This is a genomic window from Collinsella sp. AM20-15AC (assembly GCF_003471405.1).
Taxonomy (GTDB): domain Bacteria; phylum Actinomycetota; class Coriobacteriia; order Coriobacteriales; family Coriobacteriaceae; genus Collinsella.
In genome coordinates this window covers 93,659-107,019 of sequence record NZ_QRJA01000004.1, presented here as the reverse complement: position 1 = coordinate 107,019, position 13,361 = coordinate 93,659, and the positions used below count along the sequence as shown (strand labels likewise).

Genomic DNA, 13,361 nt, shown 5'->3' with positions numbered 1-13,361 from the left:
GCGTGCCGGAAATCCAAGGGTTACACCCTAAGAGCAAACCACCCCTTCTAGGGGTGGTTTTGATTACGACGATCCCTTGGGGACGGAGGGATCATTTGGCGGTGCCGTTAAGCGGAAGGGGTGTTAGCGGGACTTTCTTTTGGGCATACAATGGCTATTGGCTTGCTGCGGTGAAGGTCTGTCCGCTCCGCAGCTTTTTTCTACGGTTAAAGGAGTACGTATGTCCGTTGAGGTCATGAGGTCTGTGATCGAGGCCGCCGAGGGCCGCGTGCCCGTCGACACGCTGTTTACCAATGCGCAGATCGTCGACGTGTATGGCCAGCGTGTGGCGCCCGGTAGCGTTGCCGTCAAGGACGGTGTGATCGTCGGCGTGCTCTACGATGGTCGCGACGATGCCGCTGGCACCTACGAGGCAACTGAGGTCGTCGACTGCCAGGGTCGCTATCTCGCTCCCGGTTTTATTGACGGGCATCTGCACATTGAGTCCTCGAACATCCGTCCCGCCGAGTATGCTCGCATGGCCGCGACGCGCGGTACTACCACCGCCATTGCCGACAGCCACGAGATTGCCAATGTTGCCGGTCTCGACGGCCTGCGCTTTATGATCGAGGATGGTCGTCGTGCGCCCATCTCCATCAAGTACATGATGCCTTCGTGCGTGCCCGCACTGCCCGACGAGCAAGCGGGCGCTGTGATTACCGCCGCTGACATGCAGGCGTTTTTTGCCGAGCATCCGGGCGATGTCTTTGGTCTGGGCGAAATGATGAACCTGCCGGGCGTCTTTATGGCCGACCCCGAGACCTGTGCCCGCATCGATGCTGCCAACCAGACGCCGTCCAAGCAGGTTGACGGCCACGCGCCGCTCGTTGCCGGTATGGACCTCAACGCCTATGCCGCAGCGGGCATTATCGCCGACCACGAGTCGACGATTCCCGAGGAGGCGCTCGACAAGCTGTCCCGCGGCATGTATGTGATGCTGCGTGAGGGCACGTGCAGCCACGACCTGGCCAATTTGTCTCCGATGCTGCTGGAGAACCCTGCCCGCGCCCGCCGCTGCTGCTTTGCGACCGACGACCGCGCTCCCTCCGATGCTCTTTCGACCGGCATGATCGACAATGTCTGCCGCGTGGCCATCGAGGCCGGCATCGACCCGGTGGTCGCCATCTCCATGGCGTCCCTTTCCACGGCTGAGGCATTTGGCCTGGACCACGGCTGTCGCGACCCGCATGAGCTCCGTGGCGCGATCGCCCCGGGCAAACGCGCCGACCTGCTGTTGCTCGATGACCTGACGTTTGCCAAGGCTCCGCATCGCGTATATGCCGCCGGTGCTCTGGTGGCGCAGGACGGCACCTTTGTGGGCGAGATCGCACCCGAGATGGCCGAGGTTGCGGCCCTTGCCGATGAGCTGCGCGCCTCCGTTAAGCTGCCGAAGCTTTCGCTCGACGTGTTTGACTATGCCTTTAAGCCGGGCGAGGCCGTGATTGACGTGGTGCCGGGTAAGGCCATCACGGGCATGGCTCGCCCCGAGAGCGCCGAGGGCCTGCGCCGCATTATGCTGATCGAGCGCCACGGCCGCGGCGTGTCACTGCAGGCCGAGGGCGCCGACGGTGATGGTCCTGCGGGCCTGGGTCTCGTTGGCAAGCACATTGGTCGCGGCTGGGTGCGCGGCTTTACCATCACGGGCGGTGCCATTGCCTCCACGATCGGCCACGACTCGCACAACGTGTGCGTGGTGGGCGACAACGCGGCCGACATGATGGCTGCCGTCGAGGCTGTTGGCCAGGGCGGCCACGTGCTGGTACGCGATGGCGAGGTCGTAGCGCGCATCCCGCTGGCGCTCGGTGGCCTGATGAGCGAGGGCACGGCCGAGGACGTTGCCGCGCAGCACGACGACTTTATGGTCAAGGCGCGCGCCATGGGCATCGAGCCGCCGCTCGACCCCATCATGGGCATCATCTTCCTGCCCCTGCCGGTGATCCCGACGCTCCGCATCCGCCCCGAGGGCATGTTCGACGTCACCACCTTCACCTACGCCGACTAGTCATCGGGGACGTTCTTAAACGACTAGTCGTTGGGGACACTCTTCCGTGTGTCGCCTGCCGCCGCGGTCGTGGGCTCTCTGGCACGCGTGAGCTATTTGCCAGGTCTATGTAACGTTTACGCCCGCGGAGTCTTATTTGAGCTCCCTTTGGGTACGTTGGAATCGGATACACGTTCGATTCCAACAAGCCCGAAGGGAGCTTTTCTATGTTTAAACTGATTGCATCCGATATGGACGGCACACTGCTTGACGAAAACGGCCAGGTGCCTCCCGAGACCTACGAACTGATTCTGGCGCTACACGAGCATGGCGTGCATTTCGCCGCATCGTCAGGTCGTCGCTACGATCGCCTGTGCGAGTTCTTTGCGCCCGTTCGCGACAAGATGGACTTTGTCGCCGCTAACGGCGCCCAAGTCTACGCCGACGGTAAGATGGTAGACCGTGAGGTGTATTCCCACCTGGCGATTCGAAGGCTCGCCCAAGCCGTCAGGACGTTTCCCAATCTGCATCTTGCGCTCTTTGACCGAACCAAGTCCTTCCTGCTCGATGACGAGTGCAAGTTCGTGCGTGAGGTCGATAAGGACCTTCCCAATGCCGAGCGTATTTGGGAGCTGCCCGATCCCAGCGTAAATATCATCAAAGCGAGTATCTTTTGCGACGACAGTGCGGTTATGGACAGTGCGTACGTGCTACAGCGCGAACTTGGTCAGCTCTTTACTTTTGCGCCTTCGGGCAACGCGTGGATCGATGCCATGCAGCCCGGTGTGTCGAAGGCCTCGGGTATCGCGCAGCTCGCGGAGCATTACGGCATTGGTCGCGACGAGGTCATGGCGTTTGGCGACTCGATGAACGACTACGAGATCATTCGCTTTGTCGGCACGGGCTGCGCGATGGAAAACGCGCGCCCCGCGCTTAAGGCGGTGGCCGATCGCGTGGTGGGTTGTAACCGCGACCACGCCGTCCAGCAAGAACTCCGCCGTGTTCTGGAGAGCCTTGCTTAATCCAGCAGTTAGGGACGTTCCTTTTCTGCCGGGTTGCTGCTGCTAGGCGAGGGCGGCCATGATGGTGTGGGCGACGCCGTCGTGGTCGTTGTCGTATCCGGTGACGGCGTCGGCGGCCTCGCGGTCTTCGGGCTCGGCGTTGATCATGGCCATGCCGTGGCCCGCTGCCTGCAGCATGGGGATGTCGTTGATGTTGTCGCCGAACGCCCAGGCGTCGGCGAGACGCTCGCCCAGGTGCTCGCATAGCCACGTGAGGGCCGTTCCCTTGGTGGCGCCCTCACCCATGACCTCGATATTCATGGCGTAAGAACGCGTGACCTCAATGCCTCCGAGCGTGTCGAGCTCCGCCGCGATGGCGTCGCGATCGGCCGGGTCGTGCCAGTACATGGCGATGCGTTCGAGCGTCTCGACCCCGTCGATCTTGCTGTCGATATCCATGTCGATCGGTGTTCGTGTGCGCTTGAGCGAAGCCGCGATGTGGGGGTCGCCGCCGCAGAATTCGTCCAGGCGCGTGTAGAGCGAGCGGGGGAGGAAGCACTGCCCATCCGCGAAGATATCGAAGGTCACATCGTGGCCGGCGGCGATGCGACGGACGCGATGGGCAATGCCGCGATCGAGCGGACGGCTCAAAATGCGCGTGGCGCGCGAGGCATCGTTGGGCACATCGTCGTCGAGCTGCCAGACGCTGGCACCGTTGGCGCAGACTGCGTAGTGTACGGCGGGGTGGGCGAGGATGGGCTCAAAGACGCCCGACAGCGGGCGCCCCGTGCAGGGCACAAACTCAATACCGCGGCGCGCGAGCTCGTCGAGCATCGCCCAGGTGGCGTCGCTCATCTGCTTATCGCTCGTCAGCAGCGTTCCATCCATGTCGGAAAACACAATCATTCGATGCAGCCCTTTCTACTGGCATAAAAAGCGTGGCCGAGGGCGGTGATGCCCTGGCCACGCTCGGGTTCTATAACGGTCTGCGTCCTAGCGGTCGGCGAGCGGCTTGTACTCCAGCGGCTCGATAACCGGGCGATACGCGGGACGGATGATGCGGTGCGCGCAGAAGAGCTCTTCCATGCGGTGCGCCGACCAGCCGGCCATGCGGGCAACGGCGAATAGCGGCGTAAAGAGCGTCTCGGGCACGCCGAGCATCTTGTAGATAAAGCCCGTGTACAGGTCGATGTTGGCGCAGATGGGCTTGGTCATGCCGTGGTCGCGCATCACCTGCGGTGCCAGGTGCTCGATGCGCTCGATGAGTGCGAACTCATCGCCCAGGTCCTTCTTGGCGGCAAGCGTGCGCGCGTAACGGCGGCAGACCTCGGCACGTGGGTCGCTCAGCGTGTAGACGGCGTGGCCCATACCGTAGATGAGACCCGTGCCGTCGAAGGCCTGCTTATCGAGGATCTTGCCTAGGTAGGCCGCGACCTCGTCCTCGTCCTCCCAATTGGAGACATGCGCGCGGATGTCCTCGTGCATGGACACGACCTTGGCGTTGGCACCGCCGTGGCGCGGGCCCTTGAGCGAGCCGATAGCCGCGGCGTAGGCGGAATACGGGTCGGTGGCCGAAGACGACAGCACGCGGCAGGCAAACGTGGAGTTGTTGCCGCCGCCGTGCTCGGCATGCAGCATGAGCATCACGTCGAGCAGCATGGCTTCGTCGCGGGTGAACGCCATGCCACCGCGCAAGACCTGTAGGATGGTCTCGGCGGTGGAGAGGCCGGGCGTGGGGTGCGGCACGTGAACCTCGGAGCCGCGAAGCTTGGCGACCGAGGCCATGTGTGCGAAGGCGGCGATGCGCGGGAGACGTGCGAGCATGGAAATGGCGACGTCGATTTCGTGCTCGGGCGTGATCACGTCTGGTTCGGCATCGAAGGCGTAGAGCAGCAGTACGGCGCGCTGGAGCACGTTCATGATGCTCGACGACACCGTGGTCATAGGGAACTCTTTAACGTATTCGTCGCTCAGGTGCCTAAAAGCACCCAGACGTTCGCAAAAACCGTCAAGCTCTTCCTTGGTGGGCAGAGAGCCCGTAATGAGCAGATAAGCGACCTCTTCGTAGCCGTAGCGATTCTCGGCCTGGGCGTTGTTGACCAGATCCTCGATGCTGTAGCCACGAAGCGTGAGTTTGCCCTGATCGGGCACGACCTTACCGTCGACCTTGTTGTAGCCATGCACATCCGAGATGCGAGTGAGGCCCGCGACCACGCCCGAACCGTCTGCATTGCGCAGGCCGCGCTTGACATTGTGCTCGACAAACAGGTCCTCGTCATAAGGGTCGGTCGGCAGGCCGTGGTAGAGGTTTTCGCTTTCGGGCGAAATCTGACGGCTCGCCTCGTAATCCAGAACCAGGCGGCTCAAGTGGTCATCGAAGCGGTAATAGATTTTCTTGGCGTCGTAGGCCATGCGCGCTCCTCTCCGGGCCGCATCGGGGTGACTTGCATGGGCATGCGCGCGTCAGGCTATCCCCAGCGGCTTGCTCGCTACAGGCGGTACATAAAGTTGAAGACGTCCTCGCGCTGGATGGACACGTTGACGCCCGAAAGCTCGCCGGCCTCGGCCAGCGCCTTCTGCAGCTCGGCGAAGTCGAGCTTGGACTCGGCGGTATCGGCCAGCATGGTCATGGTGAAGATGTCCTCGATAATGGACTGCGTGATGTCGCGGATGTCGACGTTGGCCTCGCCTAGGACACGGGTGACGCCGGCGACGATGCCGGGGCGGTTCTTGCCAAGGACGGTGATGACGATACGGGAGGACGAGATCTCGGCCATGGGAAACCCTTTCGCGTGATTGCGGCGCGCGCGGGGCGCTCCGCTACGGTACAGTGTTCATCATTGTACCTGTCTGGCGCAAAAAAGGCGCGCTCGCTGCGGCGTTACATGCCTGCAACATGAGCGTAAGGGGGAAGGCCGCACGGGGAAGAGCCGTCTGGCGCGTGTCCGGCTCGTGTTGGGTTGATTTCCGATCTCAGCCGAACACATTGAGCGGACAGGCCGTTCCCGCAGTCAGCCGAACGCCTCCGACGGCTGATTCCGAACTGGAAGCGGAGGGCATCCCCGCCCTTCGGTAGGGGATACCGCTCCGCGGCGCATGCCGCGGGCGGCGCCCCTATCGGACCACCGTGACCTCAGTTGGGATGGGCCCAGCACTGCCGCGTACTCGGTGAGCTAGAGCCAACTGTTCGTCTTCACGTCGCGTATGGCGATATTTCGGTCGTCCGGCTCGGTGATGCCGTAGCCGAACGCCTGGAGCGTCTCGATGGACTCCTGGATCCTCTGTTGGAACATGGGACCCGGATCGACCCTCGGCCCGAGGTGCCCGCGCCAAAGGCACGGCGTGGCGCGCAGCATGTTATGGATTTTGGAGATGGGCTCGATGTCGGCGTAGACGTTGAGCGTCGCCATGGCGTCCTTGTGGCCGAGGATCGATTGGAGCGCCTTGATATCGCCGCCTTGGCGGATCCACTGCGTTGCGAACGTGTGGCGAAGGCCGTGGAACGTGATCAGCTCGTCGTTGGTGCCCATGAGGCCGTTGGTCTCCGAGAACGTCTTGAACGCCCTGCGGATATAGCTTGTCGTCGCGAAGGTCGCGCCCGGCTCCGACAGGATGTAGCAGTCCCCGATCTCGACCGCCCCGGTAAGGCCGCGCAAGCGCAGCTTTCCGCAGTCGATCTCGTGGGTCTCCTTCAGGAAGGGGAGTAGGCCGACCGGGTCGATGGGGATACCCCTGGCGTCATGGGTCTTGGTGTCCTTGATGAACGAACCCATTCCCTTCGCGTACGCCACCGAGTGTCTGATCGAGATCAGGCCCGTCTCGAAATCCACATCGCACCACCGAAGGCCGCAGACCTCGCCGATTCGCATCCCCGTGTGCAGGGCGAGTACGACCGCCCTCTAATCCTCGGCGGACCAATCGAGTCCGAACTCCTTTCGGGCATCCTCTTCGCTCATGACTTCGAGAAGGTCTCCGGGTTGGCAACGAAGGGCGAGGCATAGCTGCTCGAGTGTGTTGAAGCGAATGCCGCGAATATGCCCTTTTTTAATACGGGACAGGTTCACGGGCGTGGTTCCAATCCTTTCGGCAAGTTCGTTCGAGGAAATCTTTCGCTCGGCCATGATCTTGTCGAGGCGAACAATTACGGGCATGGCGTTTCCTTACGCAATCTCGTCGGAGTCGAGGTACAGCTCTCGGGCGTACAAGAAGAGCTGGGAAAGCATGAACAGGACGATGCCGAGAACCAGAGAGGTCCAATCGAATGATGAAGCGATCTCTTGGGCGCCGACGGCCCCCTCGCCGCCAAACATCGAAACGGAGGTTTTGAGTGAGCCGGCGTAGAGGCTGGTGGCAGCTTGAACAACGAAGAGAATGCCGAGCACCTTCAAGCATGTCGCAGACCCTTTCTTGAAGGGGTCTCCGCTCTTGATCGTCCACACGAGAACGGCGCTGAGGATGGTCGTAGCGATACCGATGACGGCAGGGACCAATGTCGAGATCGCAAGGGCTGGATACGCGGGGGAGTCTGCAATTACAGGGTTGTCGAGCACTTCGATTGCTGGCTTTAAGGAGAACGCCACTTGTGCGATGGCGGTGGCGCAAAGGGTCGCAGAGGCTATCGCACATGCGATGCGGAAGGAATGAAGCCGGGGAGTGCGATTGTCGGAACTCATAATAACCTCCGAAGAATTTAAAAAACTCAGGTTACTTTTTAACAGTTTATGTTAAATTGACTTTGCCGGCAAGTAATCACAGCATGCTGCAATCACTAGATGCGAGGAAGGGCCGAGCATTTTGTTCGGCCCCTCTGTTCCGACTGGATGAGGTTAAGGTTGGCGATGAATATGCTCAAAATCTCGAAGGCGATCTTTAGGTCGCTTCTCTCCTCCAGGTCGCTCTGTGTTGTCGTTGTTGCGTTGATGGTTCTTTGTGCTCTGCCCGTCTTCAGGAGCGCGGCTGGCATCGACGGACGGGTCGAATACCTCGAGTCGGGAATAACCCGTGTTGAGCAGGAATTGTCAGCATCCTATGCGGATGCGCTTGTGAATGCGGGGGAGGACGGTGTCTATACCTCTTCATCAAGCATGCCCGCGCTTCTGTACCCTCTTGCCGCGGGACGTCTTATCTTGGCACCGCTCTCTCCCCTACTTCCGTTTCTGCAGATATCGGATGGAGAGTACACCTATTATGACGGATCGAAGGAGTACTTGCTATGGGTCGCAACGGCCGTTGCCGTCTCGTTCCTTGCCGCGCGTCTTAACAAACGTGAAAAGCTCATCATCCAGGCACCGATGGGCGAGCTGGGTAGACTTGTTGCATCGAGCGTATGGGCGAGTGTTTTTGCAATGCTTGCCGTCCTCGCCATCAATCTTCCAGGGATAATCGCCGCGCTTGTGAAGAATGGCCCGGGCTCGCCGTTCTATCCGATAGGCTACATTCAATATGCGACTCCGGTTATCAAACCGGCTTGGCTGGTGTTCGCGCAGACGGCCATCTTGCAATTCTTGGTGGCAGCGTTCATCTCGCTTGTCGTTCACCTTGCCGTGAAGATTGCCAATAACCCTACGCTTGGAATCGTGTTCGTATGTGCCCTGATGGGGGTGACGATGGTTCCCGGGTATTACGGAAGATCCATCGCTTTACGTGAGTTCGCCCTGTTGAATCCCCTTACGTATGCGAACACTGAGTTGACCGTCGGCGCCTATAGCCCGTACCCGACAACGCAGATAGTGAATCTGCCTGGACTTTGCTTCGAGCGTGGCGCGATTACCCTCGTATGCGCAATCGGGATCGAGGTGCTGGCAATTAGCCTGCTTTGCGTTGCTGGAAAGAGCGGCTGCGCGCGCCCGATGTCCCCGATTTGTCTTGAGAGAGGTTCCTTCACCGCATCGAGAACGACAGCCCGTTCGAGCGCTTGTGCCTCCGCCGTTGCATACGTAAGAACGATGGGGAAGCTGCTCCTGCATTCTCCTGCCCTCGCCGTATGCGCGATTGCAATGTCGACGGCGATGCTGGCCCCGGCTCTGGTCGAGGTGTTTCCTGACGCTGGTGACGTTTCCGCTGTTCGGTATAGGGATGGGGAGCTCCGTTCAATAGATCGGTATCTAGAGCAGGACGCTGCGAATATGGACGTCGAGGGCAAAGCGGCCCTGGAAGGCATGCGAGATGCTCTTTCGGGTTTCGTGTACGCGCCCACGCCTGCGGAGGGGTTTCGAAGCCTTGCGACGTACGAGCGCGCTCGAGGCGAGCTGGGCGCGGCAGATGCGACTCTCCTGCAATCGATCGGAATCGAGCCGGAGACTCCTTCTCGTGCGGAGGCGCGCGCCCTTCTGCTTGAGTCGATCGCGAGCTTGCCGGACCCCAAGGTTTACGAGTTAAGTACGAAGATGCCCCCATTAATCCTCCTTTCGTATCTCCAGGCAGCGCTTCCCTCCTTATTTTTGCTGTTGCCCGTGGTTGTCACATCGCTCGCGTGCACCCACCTGCAGTGTCGTTCCCTTCTGGTTCTCCAGATCCCCGCAACAGCGCATGTGCGTTTTCTGACGGCTGTTGCGCTGGCTCTCCTGCTTGGCTTGGTGCTGCTTTTGGTGTCGATGGTTCCCGCTGTCGTTGTGTCCGTGATTAAGAACGGTGCGGGTGGATCGGAGTATCCCGTCGCTCTCATTCGGGCGGGAGCTTCGACAACGTCCATGGTGGGGGAGGCGGTGTTGTGCAGTATTCCGTTGCTGGTCATGGCATACGGCGTGATTTCCGTCGTCGCTGCGTTGACAGCAGCGATTAGCCGCAACCCCGTTGTCACCGGAATGGTTTGCGCGGTTCTCTTGGTGTTGGGTTCGTTGAGCGCTCATGTTGAAAGCGTGGGCATGGGCGTCGCGCTGCTGGCTCCATTCGACTCGTTTGATCCCGCTTCCCAGGTGGGGACGATTGGGTTCCTTGGGCGAGGGACGAACGCGATGCCTTTTGGAGAGGTCGTCGGCGCATCGGGCGCTCTGCTGGTGGTCTTGGGCGCCGTATCTCCGTTGATGGTGCGCCTGAGTGTTCCAAAGATCGAAAGGGGATGATCTCGATGATTGACCTTCAAACGCTGACGATCTCTTATGGAAAGAAGGTGCTCGTAGATTCGGTGAACGCTGAGTTTGCCCCGGGTACGGTCTACGGTCTCGTCGCTCCGAACGGGCATGGAAAGACGACGTTGCTGCGTGCGATGGCAGGTTTGCCGGGTCCTCGCGTGGACGGGAGCATCGTTCTGGATGAGGTGCAGGGTACGGGTGCGAGAGAGGTCCGTTCTATGATCTTCTATGCACCTGGTGAGGGGACGCTGCTGTATCCCGGATTGCGTGCGGAAGATCACTTCAAGATGGTTTGCGATATGTGGCCGCATGCTCGCGATATCGAAGAGATAGTGGAACAAACGCAGATAGGCGAGTTCGCGAAGATGAGGATCCGCACTCTGAGCCAGGGCATGAAGCAGCAGCTTACCCTGGCGATTGCGTATGCGACGGGCGCGCGGTACCTTCTATTAGATGAGCCCATGAACGCGCTCGACCCCAGCAGGGTGGACTTGCATTCCGAGATTCTCAGGAAGCTGGCCGATTCTGGTACGTGCATCATCATGTCATCCCACATCTTGGATTCGGTCGATAGGCTGTGCGATGAGATTCTGTTTTTGAAGGATGGGAGGCTCATTAGAAGCATTCCGCAAGATGATGCTGCGCCGAAGTCTCCTGGATCCCATTTCGCAAAGCCTGCCGGACGCGCCGAGGGTGCGCTAAGCACGTATCGGCGACTCTACGAAAAGGGCGGGTAGAAATGCAAGTTAAAAATCTATGTGGTCAATATAATACCGTTAAACCCGCATATCGATACCGCTCAGCCATTCGCCTCGCCCCCGTCGCACGTATCTTCATCCGGTCTGTTACTTTTAATCTAACGATTCTTTGAGGAACGTAGGTGCTTCCAAATGTACTGTCGACTTCTTCTCAAACTGATCCTAAGAGACAAGGCCGCATGGATTTGTACGCTCGTTCTCGCTGCAGCCTTTTCCGTCCCCATTGCGTTCAATTCACCCATCTACGGGCCCTTCTTTATGAAGCAGGGCATGCAGGGCTTTGTCGACGCATTCAATACGCGCGCACCCCAGGCCAACGGCACAGACCTATCGCCAGAGCAGCAAGCTGACGCGGAGCTTGCAAGATACGCGAACGCCGCCCTCGCCGCTCAAACCGACGCCGCCTTTCTCGATTCTGCCGAGAGCTACTACGCGCTCATGGACGAGGGCTTCCAATCCGGGTCCATCGTGGGAGACCGAGAGACCAATGACGCGGCGCTCGCATATTGCCGCGCCCTGAGCAGCTCCGGCATCACGGATATCCCGGCCTCCGCAAACGACCTGCCATTCCTTTCCTTCCTGCCTTACGCCATTGCCGCGGCGCCGTCTTTCCTTCCCTTCATCCCCTTCCTTCTCTCGTCGATACTCGTGCTCGGCGCCACAAGGCCCGGGACCCTGGCGGCAAAGGCGCCCGCACCCAAATTCCGGCGCCTTATCCAGATCGTGTTTTCGATAATCGTCGCGGGGACCGCGATGCTCCTCGCCGGCCTTGCACCCGGGAGCATTTGCGCCTTGGTCCTAAACGGCTTCGGGCAGATTGGGTACCCGATCGCCTTCTTCCATGACGGCGCGCTTGCCACCACGACCGCGGGAAACGTCTTCACGACCCTGCTTCTCGCGCTGCTTGCGGGCGGAACCTTGATATCCGTTTGCTCCGTCGTCCTATCGACCGCAACGAGGCGCGTCTTCGCAGGCCCCCTTGCCTCAGCGCTGCTTGTCGCGGCCCCGGCATTCCCGTTATTGTTCGATTCGGCGCTGGAGCATAATGCCGTGCTCGGGCTCCTGCCGCTGGCCGTGTTTTCGCCTATCGAGGCAACGGGTTACGTAGGGTGCTTCCCGACGGAATTCATCGGCTCCGGTTCAGGCAGCGCATCGATGCTTGCCGTGGCCCTGGCATACGTCGCGGTCCTTTTTGCAGTCGGCGCCGTTGCGGCAAGGTCGCCCAAGCAGGCCGGACCCGCTAAAAAGCACCATGGGCTCGAGCTTCTAGACGCGAGCGTGGGATACGGGAGCACGACGATACTTTCAATCGGGTCGCTTCTCCTGAGCCCGGGAACGGCGGCGGGCCTCGTTGCTCCCAACGGCTCGGGAAAAACCACCCTCCTGGAAGCGCTGTCGGGCCAATTTCCCACCCGCATCCGCTCGGGAAGCCTGGCGGCAGACGGAATCAGCCAACGTCGATCAGCCGAATTTGCAGAACTCGTCTACCTGAGCTCTTCGGGCAGCACGGATCTCTACCCCACGCTATCGGCCCTCGAGCACCTTGCTTTCGTTAGGGATGCGTGGAAATCGGCCGCCGACATCGACTCGCTCTGCAGCTCCCTCGGAATCTCCCCATATCTCGACAAGCCGGCCCGTAAACTCTCGACAGGAATGAAGCAGCAGGTAAAGCTTGCCATGGCGATAGCGACCGATTGCCCGTACCTCATCCTCGATGAACCGCTGAACGGCCTCGATCCGGGAAAGCGGAAAACCTCCTGCGACGCGATGCGCAGCGAGGTGGCGCGGGGACGAAGCGTGCTCATTTCAAGCCATCTGCTCGACGACCTGGCAGACCTCACCGACTCGTTCTACTTCATCGAGGCCGGCACGCTCGTGGAAAAGACCGAGTCGTCCTCGCAGACGCTCAAGCAGGAATACCTCGATACATACGAGGGAGGTGAATGACATGAAACTGTTTGAACAGCTGAAGTCCAATGCGTCGCGCATGGCTGTCTACGCCATCCTCGTGGCAACGGCTTTATGCGGAATCGCGGCACCCGTCTATGCGCTCAACGGGGAGAAAGGCGATGTCGAACCCGCGTACATGGCTTCGACGGTTAAGGACCGGTACAAAGCCTTCTCTGGAGACACGTTTTACGTAGCAGAGTACGACACGACCTACCGTCAGCTTCGCTACAACAAGAGATACGAATATCTAGGCCCAGAAGTAATCAGCTATACGTCGGGTTGGTACCGCTCCAGCTATGGACACATAACCCAGTTCAAGTGTAACTACCGTGTGTACAACTAAAGCAACCCGGCCGGGACGAGGGGCGACGCAAAAGCGTCGCCCCTCGTTTTTAACCATGTCAACTGAACCTAGTTCAGTTTGGTTGATTTCCGATCTCAGCCGAACACATTGAGCGGAAAGGCCGTTCCCGCAGTCAGTCGAACGTCCCCGGGGCCCTTCTCAGGCCCCGGGGACGGCATTTTCCCAGTTGAAGGAACGGTGGAGATGTGTTTCGATGGG

General features: G+C 60.2%; 12 protein-coding genes. 6 read left to right on the top strand and 6 right to left on the bottom strand.

Annotated elements, in window-relative coordinates:
- Positions 1–220 precede the first annotated feature (220 nt).
- Entirely contained in the window at positions 221–2,041 is a 1,821-nt protein-coding gene (locus DW233_RS02480; protein WP_117854447.1) for an adenine deaminase, read from the top strand.
- Positions 2,042–2,247: 206 nt separating this feature from the next.
- Positions 2,248–3,042: a Cof-type HAD-IIB family hydrolase gene (locus DW233_RS02475; RefSeq protein ID WP_055310360.1), complete on the top strand. Its 795-nt coding sequence runs from the start codon at positions 2,248–2,250 to the stop codon at positions 3,040–3,042.
- Between the two features lie 42 nt (positions 3,043–3,084).
- Here the strand turns inward: DW233_RS02475 and DW233_RS02470 are convergent, their stop codons facing one another.
- From DW233_RS02470 to DW233_RS02445, 6 genes are all read right to left on the bottom strand, one after another.
- On the bottom strand, positions 3,085–3,927 hold the full coding sequence (locus DW233_RS02470) for a Cof-type HAD-IIB family hydrolase (protein ID WP_118266524.1): 843 nt from the start codon (positions 3,925–3,927) through the stop codon (positions 3,085–3,087).
- Between the two features lie 87 nt (positions 3,928–4,014).
- A complete protein-coding gene (locus DW233_RS02465) occupies positions 4,015–5,433 on the bottom strand; it encodes a citrate synthase (protein WP_118266522.1) in 1,419 nt (472 codons plus the stop codon).
- Between the two features lie 77 nt (positions 5,434–5,510).
- Positions 5,511–5,798: an ACT domain-containing protein gene (locus tag DW233_RS02460; protein ID WP_006235289.1), complete on the bottom strand. Its 288-nt coding sequence runs from the start codon at positions 5,796–5,798 to the stop codon at positions 5,511–5,513.
- Positions 5,799–6,194: 396 nt separating this feature from the next.
- A complete protein-coding gene (locus DW233_RS02455) occupies positions 6,195–6,902 on the bottom strand; it encodes a site-specific integrase (protein ID WP_255360342.1) in 708 nt (235 codons plus the stop codon).
- 18 nt (positions 6,903–6,920) lie between these two features.
- Positions 6,921–7,172 (bottom strand): helix-turn-helix transcriptional regulator, encoded by a 252-nt coding sequence (locus DW233_RS02450; RefSeq protein ID WP_006235292.1) that lies wholly within the window; start codon positions 7,170–7,172, stop codon positions 6,921–6,923.
- A 9-nt stretch (positions 7,173–7,181) separates the two neighbouring features.
- Positions 7,182–7,694, bottom strand: a complete 513-nt coding sequence (locus tag DW233_RS02445; RefSeq protein WP_006235293.1) for a DUF2975 domain-containing protein — start codon at positions 7,692–7,694, stop codon at positions 7,182–7,184.
- Between the two features lie 165 nt (positions 7,695–7,859).
- Here DW233_RS02445 and DW233_RS02440 point away from each other — a divergent pair, with 165 nt between their 5' ends.
- The 4 genes from DW233_RS02440 to DW233_RS02425 all read left to right on the top strand — a co-directional run bounded on the left by DW233_RS02440 (position 7,860) and on the right by DW233_RS02425 (position 13,142).
- Positions 7,860–10,082 carry a hypothetical protein gene (locus DW233_RS02440; protein WP_147357120.1) on the top strand — a complete coding sequence of 741 codons (2,223 nt, stop codon included), beginning with the start codon at positions 7,860–7,862 and terminating at the stop codon, positions 10,080–10,082.
- Positions 10,083–10,087: 5 nt separating this feature from the next.
- Positions 10,088–10,828 (top strand): ATP-binding cassette domain-containing protein, encoded by a 741-nt coding sequence (locus DW233_RS02435; protein ID WP_158567787.1) that lies wholly within the window; start codon positions 10,088–10,090, stop codon positions 10,826–10,828.
- A gap of 153 nt (positions 10,829–10,981) precedes the next feature.
- Entirely contained in the window at positions 10,982–12,796 is a 1,815-nt protein-coding gene (locus DW233_RS02430) for an ATP-binding cassette domain-containing protein (RefSeq protein WP_118266516.1), read from the top strand.
- Position 12,797: 1 nt separating this feature from the next.
- Entirely contained in the window at positions 12,798–13,142 is a 345-nt protein-coding gene (locus tag DW233_RS02425) for a hypothetical protein (protein WP_118266514.1), read from the top strand.
- Positions 13,143–13,361: the final 219 nt, after the last annotated feature.